Below are 17,563 nucleotides of genomic sequence, written 5' to 3' on the forward strand. Positions count from 1 at the left end.
GTCACTCATACCGTCTAGCCTGGTTGCCGGCGCGGCCCGGCATCACCAGCACCTGATCGAACCCCGAACAGGTTGGTACATAGAGAAATTCGCTCGCGTACCGGCTGCTAGCCGACAATCCCCGCCACGCCGTCATCTCACAATCCCCGCTGACGTACGCACCAGCTCGAGCACGTGTGCTAGGTAATCGGCTATCTGGACACTCCTGCGCGATCGAAAGACGAGCGCGCCTCCGCCTCACGGCGTTTCGACCACGCCATGCTCGGTGAGGTGGCTGATCAGCGGGGCCGCGCCGGCGGCCAGGTGCTCCGACATCGCGTTGCGGGCAAGCTCGCTGTCATGTTTGGCCAGCGCGGCCAACACCCGGCGATGGTCTTTTATCGATTGGTGTGGCCAGCCGGCGATGGTGGGAAACACGGATTCCGGTGCGTAGCGGGTGATCTGCGACATCAACTGGGCCAGCTTCGGCGACTCGGCTGCCACGTTGATGGCCCGATGGAACTCGTGATTGAGCCGGACTGTTCGCTCATCGTCGCCACTGGCATAGGCTTCCTCCAACTGCGCCTGAATCGTCTTGAGTTCGCGCAGCTGGTCGTCGTCGATGTTCATCGCTGCCCGCGCTGCGAGCTCGCCGCCCACATGCGCCTGCACGTTGGCCACATCTGTAAGGTCGCGTCCGGTTACCGGCAGCACCACGAAGCCGCGGCGCGGCTGTTGAGCCATGAGCCCCTCGGCGCGGAGTTCGAACAGCGCTTCCCGCACCGGCGTGACACTGATCCCTAACTCGGCGGCCAATTGGTCCAGGCGGACGTACTCACCGGCGGAATAAGTACCATCGAAGATCCGCTTACGCACAAAGCGCGCAACGTCTTCCGAGAGCTGCGGGCGCGCAACGAAATCGGGGACGCTCACGATCAAATCCGATACTCGGCGAGCAGCCGTTTGCTGATGATGGACTTCTGTATCTCGCTGGTGCCCTCGCCGATGAGCAGGAACGGGGCGTCGCGCATCAGCCGTTCGATTTCGTACTCTTTGGAGTAGCCGTAGCCGCCGTGGATCCGGAAGCTCTGCTGTGTGACCTCTGAGCAGAACTCGCTTGCAAGGTATTTCGCCATGCCGGCGGCGACATCGTTACGCTCACCGGAGTCCTTCAGGCGAGCGGCATTGACCATCATCAGATGTGCCGCCTCGACTTTGGTTGCCATTTCCGCGATTTGAAATGCGATGGCCTGATGTTCGGCGATCGGCTTGCCGAAGGTATGGCGCTGCTGGGCATAGCGCACCGCGAGCTCGAACGCGCGGACTGCCACTCCGCAAGCTCTGGCCGATACGTTGACCCGCCCGACCTCGATACCGTCCATCATCTGGTAGAAACCCTGCCCCGGGGTACCGCCCAAGATGTCGTCGGCACTGGCCACGTATCCGTCGAAGATCAGCTCGGTGGTGTCAATCCCCTTGTAGCCCAACTTGTCGATTTTCCCAGGGATCAGCAGACCGGGCAGCACCTCACCGAAGCCGGTCGGCTTCTCGATCAGGAAGGCGGTCAGATTGCGGTGCGGTGATTCGGCTCCCTCGTCGGTGCGAATCAACGCCGCCACCAAAGTAGAACTACCGCCATTGGTCAGCCACATCTTCTGGCCGTTGATCGTGTAGTTGCCGTCGGCATTGAGTATGGCGCGGGTGCGGATCGCTGCGACGTCGGAGCCCAACTCCGGCTCGGACATGGAGAACGCGCCGCGCACCTCGCCGATTGCCATGCGCGGCAACAGGCGTTGCTTCTGCTCGTCGGTGCCGTGCTGGCACAGCATGTAGGCGACGATGAAGTGGGTATTGAGCACACCCGAGATGCTCATCCAGCCGCGGGCTAATTCTTCAACGCACAAGGCGTAGCTCAGCAACGACTCCCCCACGCCGCCGTACTCCTGAGGGATCATCAGGCCGAATAGGCCCATCTCTCGCATTTGATCGACGATGGCTTGCGGATACGTATCAGTACGTTCGAGCTCCGGCGCGTTGGGAATGACTTCCTTCTCAACGAATTGCCGTACCGTGGCGATGATCTCGGTTTGGAATTCGGTGAGGCCCAAAGTCTCGGCGAGTTTGGTCATGCGATGGTCCTTGCACTCTCGAGCCGTTCCACGTCGGCTGCGCTTAATCCCAGCCGCTCGGTCAGCAGGTCAGCGGTGTCGGCGCCGAGCTTCGGCGCCGGTTCGCTTGCGAGATAGCCGTCGTCGAAGACGGTCGGCATCGCCGGCGCAAGATAGTCACCGAGACCGTCTTGGTGCAGCGGGGAAAACAGCGGATTCGCGGTAACCCGTTCATCTTCGGCCACTTGCGCGAAGGTCCGATAGCGCTCGAACAGCACGCTGGTGGCCGACAGGGCCTCGGTGATCTGCTCGGCGGTGTGGTGGGCAAACCAGGTCGCGAACATTCCGCTGAGCACGTCGCGGTACCGATAACGTTCGCCTTCGTCGCTGAAGTCGGCGCCGAGCGACTCTGCCAGCGCTGAGACCGCTGCAGCAGTCCCCGATACCTCGACGAGATCTTGAAAGTGACGTCGTGTCAACGTGACAACCATGAACGCGACGCCGTCACGGCTGGTGAAGTCCTGACCGTACTGGCCGTAGATCGCGTTGCCCAGGCGTTGGCGTTCTGTGCCGTTGACTTGAGGCTCGGTCAACCAGCCCAGGTTGCCGGCGGTGGCGAGTGCGACATCCTCCAGCGCGATGCTGATTTTGGCGCCGACGCCTGCGTGGTCGCGACGGCGCACCGCGGCGACGACGGCCAGCGCGGCGTAGAGGCCGCAGCAGACATCCCAGGCCGGCAGCACATGATTGATCGGGCCGGCGTGGTTCGCCGGCCCGGTCACCAATGGAAACCCGGTCGCCGCGTTGACCGTGTAGTCGACGCCGGTGGAGCCGTCACGGCGGCCGAGCAGCTGGACGTGAATCACGTCTGCGCGCATCGCGGCGAGCTGTTCGAACGACAACCAGGATAGACCTGCCGCGTTGGTTACCACGACACCGTCACCCTCGACGATGAGCCGCTGAACCAGCTTCTGTCCTTCCGGTGAGCGCAAATCGATGGTGGCCGAACGCTTTCCCTTGTTCAGACCGGTCCAGTAAATCGACGTCCCACTTGCGGCCAACGGCCAGCGGCGTACATCCGCTGCGCCTCCGATCGGGTCGACGCGTATCACCTGCGCACCCAATTGGCTCAACGTCATGCCGCACAACGGTGCGGCGACGAAGCTCGACACTTCGACAACGGTCAGATCGGACAGCGGCGTGCTCATAGCGACCCGACCCGCTCGAAGACCGCGGCCAGGCCTTGTCCCCCGCCGATGCACATGGTTTCGAGCCCGTAGCGCGCGTCCCGCCGATTGAGCTCGCGGGCCAGCGTGGCCAACATCCGGCCGCCGGTGGCACCAACCGGATGACCCAGCGAGATTCCCGACCCGTGTACGTTCGTGCGCTCGCGGTCCGCTGCGCCGAAGCCCCATTCCCGCATCACGGCAAGAGCCTGCGCGGCGAATGCCTCGTTGAGTTCGATGAGGTCGATGTCGCCCAATCGAAGGCCCGCCTTGGCCAGCGCGACCTCGGTGGCGGGTACCGGGCCGATACCCATCACATTGGGCGCAACGGCTGCCACGCCCCATGACACCAGCCGGACAAGCGGAGTCAGCCCGAGTTCGGCGGCCTTCTCCGGCGTCGCCACCAGACACATGGATGCGGCGTCGTTTTGTCCGCTGGAATTTCCGGCGGTCACCGTTGCTTCTGGATCATGCTCGGCAAGAACGGGTTTGAGTTTGCTCAGCGATTCCATTGTGGTGTCGGAGCGCGGATGCTCGTCGGTGTCGATCAGTTCCTCGCCGCGGCGACTGCGGACCGTAACCGGAATGATTTCCTCGGCCAGCATGCCGTCCTTCTGCGCGGCTACTGCCCGCTGATGCGACTCCACGGCGAGTTCGTCCTGCTCTTGACGGGAGATGTTGTATTGCCGGCGCAGGTTTTCCGCAGTCTCCAACATTCCGCCCGGCACGGGGTGGTGACGACCACCTGCGGTGGTGCGGCCGCGGGCCAGCCCGTCGTGCACGCGCACACCACCGCGGGCACCACCCCAGCGCATGTCGGTCGAGTAGAAGGCGACGTTGCTCATGCTTTCCGCACCGCCGGCGACGACGAGATCGTTATCGCCGGAGCTGATTTGCAGACACGCCTGGATCACTGCCTGCAGACCCGATCCGCAGCGGCGGTCGACCTGCATGCCGGGCACCGTCACCGGCAGCCCAGAGTCGAGCGCGACAACGCGCCCGATCGCCGGCGCCTCGCTGCTGGGATAGCAGTGCCCAAGAATGACATCCTGTACCGATTCCGGCGGAATGCCGGTGCGGTCGAGCAACCCGGTGAGGGCGGCGACGCCGAGGTCGACAGCGCTCTGCGACTTGAACATTCCCCCGTAGCGGCCGATGGGTGTCCGAACCGGTTCGCAGATGACGGCCTCGCGCGTGCTCACATGAACCGCCCACCGGTCACGTCGAGCACGGTGCCGGTCATGTACGACGACAGGTCCGAGGCCAAAAACAGCGCAACGTTGGCGACCTCGTCAGGCTCGCCGGCCCGACCCATCGGCACCTCCGCGACTTTTGCATCCCAAATGCGTTGCGGCATCGCCTCGGTCATCGCTGATCGGATCAAGCCCGGTGCGATTGCGTTTACCCGGACACCCAGGTGCGCGAGTTCCTTGGCGGCGGCCTTCGTCATCCCGACAATCCCGGCCTTGGCCGCCGAATAGTTGGTCTGGCCGATCATCCCGACCTTGCCCGACAACGACGACATATTCACGATTGCGCCGCGTTTGTTCTCGCGCATGATCGCCGCGGCCGTGCGCAGCCCGTTCCACGTGCCCTTCAGGTGCACAGCGATGACCTGGTCGAACTCCTCCTCGGTCATCTTGCGCATCGTCGCGTCGCGGGTGATGCCGGCGTTATTGACCATGATGTCCAGACTGCCGAACCGGTCGACGGCGCTCGTGACCAATGTGTCGACGTCGGACGCGGTCGTCACATCGCAGCGCACCGCCGCGGCGACGTCACCGCCACCGAGTTGCGTCGCCGCGGACTCAGTTGCCTCGAGATTTACGTCACCGAGCATCACCCGTGCACCCTCGTCAACAAACCGCTGCGCTATGGCGAAACCCAGTCCTTGAGCACCTCCGGTGATAACTGCGGTCTGACCGGTCAACAACGACACCTGATCACCGTCCTTCGTCTACACCCCGAACCCGGCCACATCATCGCACATCATATTTCATATATGATCGCCGCATGACCGTGGCCGCCGTTGACGACGACAGTTTTCAGCAGATTCTCGCGCAGACCCGGCAGTTCGTCCGAACGGCCGTGGTACCGCGTGAGCAGGAAATCCTGGCCACCGATCGGGTGCCTGATGATCTTCGGAACCAGGCCAAGGACATGGGCTTGTTTGGCTACGCCATCCCCCAGGAGTGGGGCGGACTCGGGCTGGACATCACGCAGGACGTCGAGCTGGCGATGGAGTTGGGCTACACCTCGCTGGCGCTTCGCTCGATGTTCGGCACCAACAACGGCATCGCGGGTCAAGTCCTGGTCGGATTCGGCACCGACGAGCAGAAGGCCACCTGGCTGGAAGCGTTGGCGTCCGGAAAGGTCGCCTCGTTCGCGCTGACCGAGGCCGGGGCGGGATCCAACCCGGCGGGGTTGCGTACCAAGGCCATTCGCGACAGCGACGGGGATTGGGTGATTTCCGGCGAGAAGCGGTTCATTACCAACGCCCCGGTGGCGGATCTGTTTGTGGTCTTCGCGCGGAACCGTCCAGCCGATGACGCCGGACCGGGAATTGCTGTCTTCTTGGTTCCGGCGGACGCCGCCGGCGTTGAGGTCGGGCCCAAGGACGCCAAGATGGGGCAGGAAGGCGCCTGGACCGCCGACGTGCGGTTCACTGACGTCCGCGTCCCGGCCGGCGCGCTGGTCGGGGGCAGTGAGGACATTGGCTATCGCGCGGCGATGACATCGCTGGCACGGGGGCGAATCCACATCGCCGCGCTGGCCGTAGGAGCCGCGCAACGGGCACTCGACGAATCCGTGGCGTACGCGGCCACCGCCACCCAAGGCGGCACCGCGATCGGGAATTTTCAGCTCGTGCAGGCGATGCTCGCCGACCAGCAGACCGGGGTGATGGCCGGCCGCGCCCTGGTGCGTGACGCCGCACGGCTCTGGTACACAGACCAGGACCGGCGGGTCGCGCCGTCGGCGGCGAAGGTGTTCTGCACCGAAATGGCGGGCAAGGTGGCCGACCTCGCCGTCCAAATTCACGGCGGCAGCGGATACATGCGCGAAGTGCCGGTGGAGCGCATCTATCGGGATGTTCGGCTGCTGCGGCTGTACGAGGGAACGAGTGAGATTCAACGGCTGATCATCGGGTCGAACCTAGTCAAGGCAGCGCAGCGCAAGCAGTGACGTAATATCGTTCGCGTTACAGTGATGTTTACGATATGGAGCACGCATGAGTGGCCGGCTGGCGGGCAAGGTGGCATTCATCACCGGAGCTGCACGCGGCCAGGGCCGTGCGCACGCCGTCCGGATGGCCCGCGAGGGTGCCGACATCATCGCTGTCGATGTGGCGGGCAAGCTGCCGTCCTGTGTGCCCTATGATTCGGCAACCCTGGAGGACCTGGCAGAAACCGCCCGGCTCGTCGAAGCCGCCAACCGTCGAATTGTTGTGTCAGCGATCGATATTCGCGACTTCGACGGATTGTGTGAAGCGGTCGACGACGGCGTTGCTGCGCTTGGGCGGCTGGACGTCATCGTTGCCAACGCCGGCATCTCGGCGCCGCAGGCGTGGAACGAGATCACCCCCGAGTCGTTTCGCGACGTGATGGACGTCAACGTGACGGGAACGTGGAACACGGTAATGGCCGGCGCGCAGAAGATTATTGACGGCGGTCGCGGCGGCTCCATCATCTTGATCAGCTCGGCGGCAGGCATCAAGATGCAGCCGTTCATGGTGCACTACACCGCGAGCAAGCACGCGGTGACCGGAATGGCGCGTGCGTTCGCCGCTGAGCTGGGCAAGCATTCGATCCGGGTCAATAGCGTGCACCCCGGTCCGGTCAACTCGGCGATGGGAAGCGGCGACATGGTCGCCGCGATAGCGCGGGTCAGCGAAACCAATCCGCAGTTGGCCAATGTGCTCACCCCGTTTCTGCCGAATTGGGTGGCCGAACCCGAAGACATCGCCGACGCGGTGTGCTGGCTGGCAAGCGACGAATCGCGAAACGTCACCGCCGCCGCGATCTCCGTCGATCAGGGTTCGACGCAATACTGACCGGCGTGCTGGCCGATGAGCTCCAAGGTGCCAAGGTCCCGGATCGCCTGGCAGCCGCGGGCCAACATGGTGAGCACCATGTCGTCACCGCGGTCGGTGGCGGTGGCGAACGCGAATCCCAGCGCCGAGATCAATAATGCGTGCGGCATCCCCAGTCGATAATCACGCCAACAGGTTTCGCGGTCATAGCCGGTGACGCCGTAACCGCAGAGCGCCCGGTGGTAGTCGTCGACAAGGTCGTTTTCGATCGCGCAGCGCAGCTCTGGCTTGAGGCTCGTCGCGGTGAAGTACGCCAAATCGCGTGCGGGCAAACCGACCCCGAGAGTCTGCCAATCCACCACGGTGACGCGGCTGGCATCGGGATAGAACAGCATGTTGTCGAGGCGGTAGTCACCATGCAGCAGAGCGAAGCGGTCCTGCTCGGCAAGCAGCCATGGCGTCACCAAACCCATTGTCGCGGTGAAGGTTTCTCGATCGGCTGCACTCATGCGGTCGCCGAGCTTGTCCAGGGTGATCTCTGCGCTCATCCGCGCGACATCGCCGAGGCCTTTGGCCGATGCTTCATCGGGCCGGGCGAATGCGATTCCGGGAAAGCCAAGCCAGACCGGATCGCACCAGCTGGGGCCGTGCAGACCGGCCAGCGCCGTGACGGCCAGCCGCGCCTCCGGTTCCCCGCAGCCCGCGATTTGGTCGCCCTGCGCCGCGGGCGCCTGGTCGGCCAGCAGCAACGCATAGTCAAGGGCGTCGTCGCTGATCTCGCAGTAGAAGCATTGCGGGGTCGGCACCTGCACCCGGTCGGCGACCGCGGTATAGAACGCGCATTCGCTGCGGTAGCCGACGGTCACCCGGTCACGGACAGTGTCGTCCTGGGCAGGCAGTTTGATCACGAAGGTGTCCGGCCAGCGTCCCGCGTCATCGGCGTAGACGACCGACACCCGATACGTCGCCCCAGTCTGTCCGGTGCCGATGGCGCACACGTCCACTTCCGAGACTCGCGCAGGCGCATCGCCGCTGCTCAAGACCGCCGAGAGCCACTCGCGGGTGATGTCGCCCGGGTATCGCGGAATGGACATCCCGACGCTCGCTCCCTCATTAGTTGAGACCTTCAAGCCGACTGACCCGACAACTGTAAGGCATACGGCAAGTCTTGCACGCAAATGTCGAATACCCCGCGTCGCGCATACGGTCCGTCCTAAACTCGCCACACTTGTCTCGCTGCAGGGGTGATCACCTTGAAGATGAATGCCGCGGTTCTCCGTGAATTCAACGCCGAATGGAGCGTGGAGGAGCTAGACCTCGACGGCCCGCAGGACGGGGAGGTCCTGGTGTCCTTCGAGGCCGCCGGGCTCTGCCACTCAGATCATCATGTCCGCACCGGCGACCTTCCCGTGCCGCTGCCCATCGTCGGTGGACACGAGGGGGCCGGCGTCGTCCAGGAGTTAGGCCCCGGCGTCCGCGATTTGACGGTTGGCGACCACGTGGTGGCGTCTTTTCTTCCGGCGTGCGGGCGCTGCCGTTGGTGTGCAAGCGGCCAGCAGAATCTGTGCGACCAGGGCGCGATGTTGCTGGCCGGCACCCAGCTCGATGGGACGTATCGGCGGCGGTCCGGGGACCAGGACGTGGGCGCCGCATGCTTTTTGGGCACATTCGCGCAATATGGCACGGTGCCGGAAACCTCAATCGTCAAGATCGACGACGATCTTCCGCTGCCGCGCGCATGCCTGCTCGGCTGCGGGGTTACCACCGGCTGGGGATCAGCGGTCAACACCGCCAAGGTACGCCCGGGCGACATCGTCGTGGTGATCGGCTGCGGCGGCATCGGCAGCGGCGCCATTCAGGGCGCGCGGCTATCCGGCGCGGAGAAGATCGTGGTGGTCGACATCGTGGAAAGCAAGCGAGACAAGGCTTTCCAGTTCGGGGCAACTCATTTCGCCACTTCGATGGCCGAAGCCACCGCTTTGGTCGGCGAGCTGACGCGTGGTGTCATGGCCGACTCGGCCTTGCTGACGGTTGGGCTCGCCGAGGGCCCCATGATCGGTGAGGCGCTGGACATCGTCCGCAAGGGCGGGGCGGTGGTGCTGACGGCGTTGGCATCGATAACCGAGGTGACCGCGACCCTGCCGATGGCGATGTTCACGCTGTTTCAAAAGCGGCTGCTGGGCAGTCTTTACGGCGAGGCCAACCCCCGTGCCGATATACATCGACTGCTCAGCCTCTACCGCGACGGCAAGCTTCTGCTCGATGAGACGGTGACCGCCGAGTACAAACTCAACGACATTAACGAGGCCTACGACGATATGCTCGCGGGCCGCAACATTCGCGGCGTCATCATCCACGACCATTAGCTGTCAACCGCGGGTGTCCAGATGCGGGTGGACTCCGAGCGGCCCCGTAGCACGGTGTCGCCGTGCGCAATCCAATGCTGGCGCTCGGCCGCATCGGCACGATCTATCGCCGCGGCCGAACACGCGATCCGCCAGTCCAACGCTTTTGCGAAGTCGGCCAACCGGGCGGCCTCGTTGACCGCGTCACCGACGACGGTGTACTCATAACGGTTTTCCGCACCGATGTTCCCGGCGAACACAGGTCCGGCAGAGACGCCTATCCCGAAGTCAACCACCGGTAGCCGACGCAACTGGCTGCGCAGGCTGCGGGCGGTGGCCAGTGCCGCCGACGCCGATCCAGCCGCGGGCAGCGGCGCACCAAAGACCGCCAGCGCGGCGTCCCCCTGGAACTTGTTGATCAAGCCATTTCGCTCGTCGACGGCGCTGACCACAATTCGAAAAAAGTCGTTGAGTACCTCGGCGACCTCTTGCGGCGATCGGCTGGACGCCAACTTCGTCGAGCCCACCAGGTCGATGAAAAGGATTGCCGCCTCGGTTACTTCGCCTGACAGCGAAGTGCCCTCTTCGATTGCGCGGCTTGCCACATCCGCGCCGACGTGACGGCCGAAGAGATCTCGTAGTCGGTCGCGTTCGGCTATCCCGGCGACCATCCGATTGAATCCGCTTTGCAGACGCCCGATTTCCGAGCGTTCGTAGACTCCGACGAAGGTGTCGATTCGGCCCTTTTCGACCTGTGCCATCGCGTCGACGACCTCTCGCACCGGGTCCGCAATCGAGCGGGACGTCAGGATCATTGTGGGCAGGCCCAGTAGCACCGCGGCAAGCGTGACCACCAGAATCGGCATCTCCACCGACGCCGTCCGCTGAATAATCCAACCGTTCGTGCGAATGACGATCAACGCCACGATCGCCGCACAGGGAAGCCCACAGCCCATCAACCACATGCCTACAAGTCGGGTAAGCACGCGTGGCGCTATCACCACGCCTTCAGAACCTTGGGTCGCGGCGACCAAGATCGGGCGAAGGGAGGGCTGGGTGAGCAAAAGGCTCAGACCTGATGCCGCACTGCCGCCGAACACCACCGCGAGCAGGGTTGCGACCGCCAGTGTCAGACCGCCATCAAGGTTGAACGCGAGGAAAATCACGCCGCTCGCGGCCCACGTTGCCGCCAAGATCAGCGACTGTCGCCTGACGAGTCTGGTCGCTGCCCGTCGTTGAGCCGCGTTGGGTCGGTCGCCGCGGACAAACCACCGCAGTACCGGCGCAAGAATCGTGGCCCCGCCGACCGCGACGGCGATTGCTCCCAGCACAACCAGGATCGCCGCAGCGATCATGTTGTGCGCACCGAAGTAGGCATATGCTCCGCGGGCTGTTTGGCTGTGTAGCGGAATCACGATCGCAGCAGCATCGGCGACCGCCAACAGGTGAGCGCCCGCGAGACCGGCCGAGTAGCGAATCGACAACCTGCGCGCGCTCGTTCGCCGCGCTTGCCCAGTTCCGGTGGCTGTCACGGAAACAACGTAGCCGAGCGCCGACGCTGATTGCGCTATTGCGCGCGGCGTCGCTACCCGGCGGGATACCCCACGGACTTGACCTCGGTGTATTGGTCGAAGCCGGCGACGCCGTTCTGGCGGCCAACGCCGCTGTCTTTGTATCCGCCGAACGGCGTATCGGCACCGTAGGGTGCGCCGCCGTTGACGCCCATGAAGCCGGCCTTGATCCGACGGGCCACGGCCAGCGAATGCTCCAGCGAGCCCGACATCACGTTGCCGGCCAGACCGTATGGGCTGTCGTTGGCGATCCGGATCGCATCTTCTTCGTCGTCGAACGGGATGACCGACAGCACCGGACCGAAGATCTCTTCCTGGGCAATCGTCATCTTGTTGTCGACATCGGTGAAAAGCGTTGGCCGGACGAAATACCCCTTGTCGAAACCGGTCTCGGCACCGGGTCCGCCGACCAGCGCGGTGGCACCTTCCTCGACGCCCTTCTTGATGTAACCCGTTACGCGGTCGAACTGTCGCTGCGAAATCACCGGCCCACACAGGGTGCCGGGGTCCTGCGGGTCGCCGCAGGTGACGTTCTCGTAGATGCTCTTGAGGATCGCCACACCCTCGTCGTAGCGAGACCGCGGAAGCAGCATCCGGGTGGGGTTGGCGCAACCCTGCCCCGCGTGCATGCACGGGGCGATGCCAATCGCGCAGGCCAACCCGAAGTCGGCGTCCTCCAAGACAATGGTGGCCGACTTGCCGCCGAGTTCAAGGAACAGCCGCTTCATGGTGGCCGCGCCCTTTTCCATGATCCGCTTGCCGACCACCGTGGAGCCGGTGAACGAGATCAGGTCGACCTTGGGCGACAACGTAAGTTCCTCGCCGACAAAGTGATCCGACGCGGTCACGACGTTGACGACACCGGCGGGAATATCGGTCTTTTCGGCGATCAGCCGCCCGAGGCGGGTCGCGTTGAACGGGGTGTTCGGCGCCGGCTTGAGCACGACGGTGTTGCCGGTGCCCAGCGCCTGGCCGAGCTTGTTGATCGTCACCTCGAACGGGAAGTTCCACGGCACGATGGCACCGACCACGCCCACCGGCTCCCGCCAGACCTTGATGGAGGTGTTCGCGCCGGTAAGGCTGATCACCCGGTCGCCCAGGTCGGTCTCCCACGCGTACTCGTCGATCAGTCTGGCCGGGTAGCGCAGTCCGTCGGCCAGCGGGGCGTCGAGCTGTGGGCCGAATGTGATGGCCCGGGGAGAGCCGACTTCGAGGATGAGCTCCTCGCGCAGTTCTTCTTTCTCGGCTTCGATCGCATCGTGTAGCTGCAGCAGGCAACGCTTGCGCAGCTCGCGGTTGGTCGACCAGTCGGTCTCGTCGAAAGCCCGCCGGGCGGCGTCGATGGCCCGGTGCATGTCTTCTTTCGACGCGTCGGCGACCTCGCCGAGCGGCTCCTCGGTGGCCGGGTTGATGTTGGTGAAGGTTCCGGCCTGGCCCTCGACGAGCTTGCCGTCGATCATCATCTTCGGCTCAAAGCGAACCTTTACAGCCTCAGTCATGTCTGTCACTCTCTTTTGACTCGGTAGACCCCTACGGAGAGCCTTACTGGAAACTAGCCGATTGACAAGATGCAACCGTTGTGGGGTGGCTACTGGGCGTCGAACAGCACTGGTAGCGACGTCGGTGACCGGAAGACTTGCCCCCGAATATGCGGGTCGTCGCCATCGGGGTCCAGCCGGAGATTCGGCAGCCGGTCGAGCAGAAGGTTGATTGCAGTCCGCATTTCGAGCCGCGCCAGATGCATGCCCAGACAGACGTGCACGCCGTGCCCCCAGCCCAGATTGGCCTTGGCCTGACGGTGAATGTCGAACGTATCTGGGTCGGGATAGCGATCTTCTTGCCGGTTCGCCGAACCCAGCATCGGCATCACCGTCGCACCCGCCGGTATCGCCACTCCACCGAGTTCGGTGTCACAGGTCGCCACCCGGGTGATGGTCAACAGCGGCGGTTCCCACCGCACACCCTCTTCGATGGCCGCCGGCAGCAGCGACCGGTCCGCGCGGATCGCGTCCAGTTGCGACGGATCCGACAACAGGCCGAACAGCAGGCTGCCCAGCGCCCGGTAGGTCGTCTCCACGCCGGCGGGCAGCAGCAGCCGCAAGAACGAGAAGATCTCCTCGTCCGCGAGCTTCTCCCCCTCGATCTCGGCGGCGCCGAGGGCACTGATCAAGTCGTCCTTGGGCTCGGCACGACGGGCCTCGAGGATCGGGGCGAAGTAGTCGCACAGCGCGGCCGAGGCCGCAAGCCCGCGCTCCGGGTTCATCAGCCAACTCAGCAGCGAAATCGACCACCGCTGGAACTGCGGGTAGTCCTTCTCCGGTAGACCCAAAAGACCCGCAATGATCTGACTCGGATAGTCGAAGGTGAACTCCTTCACCAAATCCGCCTTGCCGTTGGGTGCGAAATTGTCGATCAGGCTGTTCGCCACCCGACCGACCAACTCGTCCTGCCAGCGCGCCAACGACTTCTGCGAGAACGCCTTCGAGACCAAAGACCGCAACCGGCCGTGGATCGGCTCATCCATGCCGAGCATGACGCCCTCACCCAGCACAGGACCGAACGCGGCGATGACCGCGGACGACGAAAACGTCTCGTTGTCACGAAGCATCTGCTGCACGTCTTCATGGCGATACACGATGAACATCGGCAGCGATTCCTCGTGCGGGAGCGCTCCCGATGTCTCAAGTCGCTGCACCGGCTCCTCGCGGCGCAGGCGCGCCAGTTCGGTGTACGGGTCACGCACGTCGCCGGAGATCGCGTCGTCGAACGAGCCGAAATCCTCGAGGTCGTCAAAAAGCTGTTCCATATCTACCCCTCATTTCCCTTGCGGCGCTTAGCCGCTAACGCTGCCAACCGTTGCAACACCGGTTGCGGAAGGACTTTGGCGACGATTACCATCGCCCGTTGGCCCATCGTCAAGGGCCACGCCCCATCGCGCATCGATCCCTGTCTGGGTATGCCCATCACTATCCGGGACATGTGGTGCATGCCCGATGCCGGCAGGATCCTGTTGGACGCCAACAGCATCGAGGCATCGGTGCCCACACCGCGGCGGCGGAACGATCCCTTGTCGGCCAAGGCTTTGAGCAATCCGTCGGTGAACCGCTCGGGCGGCCTGGCGAAACTGATCGCGAACCGCCCGCGGGCGTTGATGGTGTTGTGCAGCCGGGCGTACGGACCGTCGAAATTGCGATCGTCGATGGTGCCCGCGTCGGTGATGATGTCGGTGTCGTACATGCCAGCCACCAAAATGGTGACTCCGAGACCGAAGGGCGCGATCTCGCCTGCCATCGACTCGCCCCACCGCTCCAAGGCGCCCTTGGCCGCCGAATACGGTGCAATGTTCGGCTGACCGCGCACTCCGCCCGCGCTCGACACGAGCACGATGCGCCCATCTCCCGCCGCCCGCATAGACGGCAGCAAGGCCTTGGTGAGCGCGACCGGGCCCGTGACGTGAGTGGCGAGCATGTTCTGCCACAGCTCTGTGTCCGTCTCTTCCACCATTCCGGCGGCGGATATCCCGGCATTGTGCACAAGCGCGTAGGGTGCGCCGACAGCTTCTTCAATTGCCTTGGCGGCCGCCGAGATCGAGGCAAAATCCAGCAGATCGAGCTCAACGCCGATCAGCCGGTCGTCGTCTTCGCGTGCACCGGTCGCCTCGCGCAGCAGCGCCAAGCCCCGCTCGGGTGTGCGCATGGCCGCCACCACACGCCACCCCTCGCGATACAGGCGCACGGTCGATGCGAACCCCAGCCCGCGGGACGCACCGGTAATGACAGCGGTACGCGGCTCAACCATTCGTCCTCGCGGGTTCGCAGCGGCCTTGGCCCGCCCGCGGCGGGTCGACGTGCGGCCGTCCGTTCGGCTCCCCGCTCGCCCACGTTGACCAGATACCGACCGAGAACGGACCTTGTGCGCCTTCCTTCTCGTAATAGCCTTGCGGGTCATAAACTTTGGCTTCCGGGTACGGCCACGGGCAGGCCACCGAAGTCGCGGCATGACTGACCTTGATGACCCAGAACCATCCGCCGTAGGCGAAGTAGGACACGTTGATGATGGCGAACATCACCAGGAACGTGCCAAGCACCGGTCGCGTCGTGAACAGCTTCGCCTTGGCAGCGAGCTTTTCGGCCACCGATTTCCCGGTGTCGTCGCGGTAGCAGAGGATCGCTGCCGGCACCATCACAAAGCACACCGAGAGCGATTCCCAGATCAGCGGGAACTGGAAGGTGGTGCCGGTAAACACCGAGCCCCACGGGACCACCTGCGAGTAGATGTACATCCCCCAGTGGATGAGGATGTTTTCCAGGAAAGCATCGAAAATGAAACCGATCACCAGGGTGATCAGACCCAAGCTGACCAAGGGGTGCCGCGACACATAGCTCGTGGGCCCATACCTCGCCTGCAGTTTGCGCAGGAGCCAGACCGCCGGGAAGTAGGGGCCGAAGTAGAACATCACGTAACCGAAGACCACGAACGGTTCGACCGTCGGAGACAGCGACACCAGCGGCCAGGACTCCGGCCAGTGAACGAGATCGGGGTTGTAGACCGCGAACGGTGACCAGTTCATGATCGGGTCCTGCCACACAATCAGCGTGGTGCACAAGAACATCAGCATCACCGGGCTACCAGGATTACGGCGCCAGCCCCTGATGAAGACGATCAAGAGCACGATCAGCGCCACCACCGTGGCGGTATCCAAGAAGGTGATGTAGTCCAGCCCAAAGGTGAACTTCACCGGTCGGGGCCGGCCCTGCACGTTCGGGTTGGCGACGCGCGAGTCGAGGGCGACGCGACAGTTCGCAATGAAGAAGAGCACGAAGGCCGCCAAAGCAGCGCCGGCGACCCAACCACCCCAGCCCCGCTTGTCGCCTCGCTCCGAAGATACCGGCTTCTGTTGGGCGGCAGGCGGTGTGGATTGCTCAGTACTCATTTACTCGTCAGCCCTCCTGTCCGAAGCGATCGACCAAGTGCGAGTTGATTCCGTCGGCGTCGAGTGACCGCGCCACCAGATAGCCGGCGCCCATCCAGGCCCGCCGCGTCCACTTTCCGAATGACACTCGGGTGCCCGGTGCGCCCGAGGCGGCGGGCATCATCTTCACCCGCTCCAACGCCTCTTTGACCCCACGCGGGCTGAGCGGATGCGCATCGGTGAATGCCCGCACCAGTGTCGCGGCGACGTCACGGTTGACCACCGGCACGCAGTATTCGGGACGTCTGCCGCCGTACTTTTGCGCGTACCGGTCGAGGAAGTCCTGGCCGATCTGATTCTCCTCGTCGTACTGGTCGACCCCGATCCAACCCATGAACGCGTTCCACATGATTGGGTTCACCCACGCGTTTTGGAAGGCCGTGGTGGTGAATCGCGGCGGATCCCATTCGACGGCCTCCAGCGCCGGGTTGATGAACACAATTCCGAAGCCGAAGCCCAGATGCACGATCGCTTCCGATTTCGCGTCGTGAAGGGTACGCACGGCTTCATTGATGTCCTGTGCGGTTTGCGCGATCGCCGCTTCTGCAACGATGCGAATACCTTTGCGGCGACAGGCGCTTCGCAAATTCTTCAGATAGCTTTCGCCGATCAGGTTCTGCTCGACGAGCACTCCGATCTCGGAGAGTCCGCGTTTGGCGACGAGGTCTGCGATGAATATCGGCTCGTCGGTCATCGAGCCCTGCGGGAAAGAGAATGTCCACTCGCCCAACCAGTCGTCGGTGCCGGTAACCGCAATCGCCGGAACCTTGAACCGCTCTTCGATCGCTTCGCGGGTGGGCACGCAATTATCGGTGATGTGTGGGCCGAACACCACTAAACAGCCTTCGTCGACAAGCTCACCGAAAGCGTCGATCACCGCCTTCACCGATCCCTTGGGCAACCCCTCCACTTCGCGGTAGATCATCTGTACGGGCCGGTCCAGCAACCCGTCTTGGACGGCCTCTTCGAAGATAAGGTCAAAGCATCGGGTGAAGTCGGCCTTCATCTCCTCGGGGAACATTGGTGGGAGCGTGAAGTCCATCAGGTAGCCGACCTTGATCGGCTCTGCGTTGCTTTCGTAGGACATCTGACCTCCCAGGTGAACACCTCACGCACGCCGCACCTACGGCAAACCTAATATTTGTTCAGACTTTAGCGGCGGCGGTATAAAGCGTCAAACATCAGACGCTCCGCCCAGATAGATTTCGATCATCTCGCCCAGACCCTTGCCCACAGCCGCGTCGTCAGTGAGCGGCCCTGCGATCGCCGCCCGCGCCGCCTCTGGCATGGCCAGCCCCTCTACAACGAGCCTGCCCGCCGCAATCAGCACCC

General features: G+C 63.9%; 16 protein-coding genes. 3 read left to right on the forward strand and 13 right to left on the reverse strand.

Going from position 1 to position 17,563, the window contains the following annotated elements; genetic code table 11:
• Positions 1-237: 237 nt before the first annotated feature.
• From WBF82_RS07675 to fabG, 5 genes are read right to left on the reverse strand one after another with little or no spacing between them, the layout of a single operon-like run.
• Positions 238-912 carry a GntR family transcriptional regulator gene (locus tag WBF82_RS07675; protein ID WP_424382457.1) on the reverse strand — a complete coding sequence of 225 codons (675 nt, stop codon included), beginning with the start codon at positions 910-912 and terminating at the stop codon, positions 238-240.
• 2 nt (positions 913-914) lie between these two features.
• The gene (locus tag WBF82_RS07680; protein WP_424382458.1) at positions 915-2,108 is read right to left on the reverse strand and encodes an acyl-CoA dehydrogenase family protein; all 1,194 of its coding nucleotides are present in this window, start codon (positions 2,106-2,108) and stop codon (positions 915-917) included.
• Complete coding sequence (locus tag WBF82_RS07685; RefSeq protein ID WP_424382459.1) at positions 2,105-3,295, reverse strand: CoA transferase; 1,191 nt, start codon at positions 3,293-3,295, stop codon at positions 2,105-2,107. Before WBF82_RS07685 ends, WBF82_RS07680 begins: the two co-directional genes overlap by 4 nt.
• Positions 3,292-4,515 carry an acetyl-CoA C-acetyltransferase gene (locus WBF82_RS07690; protein WP_424382460.1) on the reverse strand — a complete coding sequence of 408 codons (1,224 nt, stop codon included), beginning with the start codon at positions 4,513-4,515 and terminating at the stop codon, positions 3,292-3,294. Before WBF82_RS07690 ends, WBF82_RS07685 begins: the two co-directional genes overlap by 4 nt.
• Positions 4,512-5,252, reverse strand: a complete 741-nt coding sequence (gene fabG / locus WBF82_RS07695) for a 3-oxoacyl-ACP reductase FabG (RefSeq protein WP_424382461.1) — start codon at positions 5,250-5,252, stop codon at positions 4,512-4,514. Before fabG ends, WBF82_RS07690 begins: the two co-directional genes overlap by 4 nt.
• A 74-nt stretch (positions 5,253-5,326) precedes the next feature.
• On the opposite strand from fabG, the gene WBF82_RS07700 reads away from it, so the two are divergent.
• Positions 5,327-6,496: an acyl-CoA dehydrogenase family protein gene (locus WBF82_RS07700; RefSeq protein ID WP_424382462.1), complete on the forward strand. Its 1,170-nt coding sequence runs from the start codon at positions 5,327-5,329 to the stop codon at positions 6,494-6,496.
• A 46-nt stretch (positions 6,497-6,542) separates the two neighbouring features.
• Positions 6,543-7,364: a mycofactocin-coupled SDR family oxidoreductase gene (locus WBF82_RS07705; RefSeq protein ID WP_424382463.1), complete on the forward strand. Its 822-nt coding sequence runs from the start codon at positions 6,543-6,545 to the stop codon at positions 7,362-7,364.
• Here the strand turns inward: WBF82_RS07705 and WBF82_RS07710 are convergent.
• Positions 7,343-8,437 carry a phosphotransferase family protein gene (locus WBF82_RS07710; protein ID WP_424382464.1) on the reverse strand — a complete coding sequence of 365 codons (1,095 nt, stop codon included), beginning with the start codon at positions 8,435-8,437 and terminating at the stop codon, positions 7,343-7,345. The two genes, WBF82_RS07705 and WBF82_RS07710, sit on opposite strands and share 22 nt — an antisense overlap.
• 159 nt (positions 8,438-8,596) lie before the next feature.
• On the opposite strand from WBF82_RS07710, the gene WBF82_RS07715 reads away from it, so the two are divergent.
• The gene (locus WBF82_RS07715; RefSeq protein ID WP_424382470.1) at positions 8,597-9,709 is read left to right on the forward strand and encodes an NDMA-dependent alcohol dehydrogenase; all 1,113 of its coding nucleotides are present in this window, start codon (positions 8,597-8,599) and stop codon (positions 9,707-9,709) included.
• Here the strand turns inward: WBF82_RS07715 and WBF82_RS07720 are convergent.
• From WBF82_RS07720 to WBF82_RS07750, 7 genes are all read right to left on the reverse strand, one after another.
• The gene (locus WBF82_RS07720; protein WP_424382471.1) at positions 9,706-11,172 is read right to left on the reverse strand and encodes an adenylate/guanylate cyclase domain-containing protein; all 1,467 of its coding nucleotides are present in this window, start codon (positions 11,170-11,172) and stop codon (positions 9,706-9,708) included. The genes WBF82_RS07715 and WBF82_RS07720 overlap by 4 nt on opposite strands.
• A gap of 101 nt (positions 11,173-11,273) precedes the next feature.
• The gene (locus WBF82_RS07725) at positions 11,274-12,758 is read right to left on the reverse strand and encodes an aldehyde dehydrogenase family protein (protein WP_424382465.1); all 1,485 of its coding nucleotides are present in this window, start codon (positions 12,756-12,758) and stop codon (positions 11,274-11,276) included.
• An 89-nt stretch (positions 12,759-12,847) separates the two neighbouring features.
• Complete coding sequence (locus WBF82_RS07730; protein WP_424382466.1) at positions 12,848-14,065, reverse strand: cytochrome P450; 1,218 nt, start codon at positions 14,063-14,065, stop codon at positions 12,848-12,850.
• A gap of 2 nt (positions 14,066-14,067) precedes the next feature.
• Complete coding sequence (locus WBF82_RS07735; protein ID WP_424382467.1) at positions 14,068-15,057, reverse strand: SDR family NAD(P)-dependent oxidoreductase; 990 nt, start codon at positions 15,055-15,057, stop codon at positions 14,068-14,070.
• Positions 15,050-16,192, reverse strand: a complete 1,143-nt coding sequence (locus WBF82_RS07740; protein WP_424382468.1) for a spirocyclase AveC family protein — start codon at positions 16,190-16,192, stop codon at positions 15,050-15,052. Before WBF82_RS07740 ends, WBF82_RS07735 begins: the two co-directional genes overlap by 8 nt.
• 7 nt (positions 16,193-16,199) lie before the next feature.
• The gene (locus WBF82_RS07745) at positions 16,200-17,318 is read right to left on the reverse strand and encodes an ABC transporter substrate-binding protein (protein WP_424382469.1); all 1,119 of its coding nucleotides are present in this window, start codon (positions 17,316-17,318) and stop codon (positions 16,200-16,202) included.
• A gap of 87 nt (positions 17,319-17,405) precedes the next feature.
• The coding region (locus WBF82_RS07750; RefSeq protein WP_424382472.1) for a CbbQ/NirQ/NorQ C-terminal domain-containing protein at positions 17,406-17,563 on the reverse strand (158 nt) is incomplete at its 5' end.

It is taken from the genome of Mycobacterium sp. (assembly GCF_049673265.1).
GTDB lineage: Bacteria > Actinomycetota > Actinomycetes > Mycobacteriales > Mycobacteriaceae > Mycobacterium.

What these genes read in the sequence shown, in the direction of transcription:
- WBF82_RS07685 (WP_424382459.1), bottom strand. Translation starts at nt 3,295, where the DNA reads ATGAGCACGCCGCTGTCCGATCTGACCGTTGTCGAAGTGTCGAGCTTC.
- WBF82_RS07735 (WP_424382467.1), bottom strand. Translation starts at nt 15,057, where the DNA reads ATGGTTGAGCCGCGTACCGCTGTCATTACCGGTGCGTCCCGCGGGCTG.
- WBF82_RS07740 (WP_424382468.1), bottom strand. Translation starts at nt 16,192, where the DNA reads ATGAGTACTGAGCAATCCACACCGCCTGCCGCCCAACAGAAGCCGGTA.
- WBF82_RS07705 (WP_424382463.1), top strand. Translation starts at nt 6,543, where the DNA reads ATGAGTGGCCGGCTGGCGGGCAAGGTGGCATTCATCACCGGAGCTGCA.
- WBF82_RS07725 (WP_424382465.1), bottom strand. Translation starts at nt 12,758, where the DNA reads ATGACTGAGGCTGTAAAGGTTCGCTTTGAGCCGAAGATGATGATCGAC.
- WBF82_RS07680 (WP_424382458.1), bottom strand. Translation starts at nt 2,108, where the DNA reads ATGACCAAACTCGCCGAGACTTTGGGCCTCACCGAATTCCAAACCGAG.
- WBF82_RS07730 (WP_424382466.1), bottom strand. Translation starts at nt 14,065, where the DNA reads ATGGAACAGCTTTTTGACGACCTCGAGGATTTCGGCTCGTTCGACGAC.
- WBF82_RS07700 (WP_424382462.1), top strand. Translation starts at nt 5,327, where the DNA reads ATGACCGTGGCCGCCGTTGACGACGACAGTTTTCAGCAGATTCTCGCG.
- WBF82_RS07710 (WP_424382464.1), bottom strand. Translation starts at nt 8,437, where the DNA reads ATGTCCATTCCGCGATACCCGGGCGACATCACCCGCGAGTGGCTCTCG.
- WBF82_RS07745 (WP_424382469.1), bottom strand. Translation starts at nt 17,318, where the DNA reads ATGTCCTACGAAAGCAACGCAGAGCCGATCAAGGTCGGCTACCTGATG.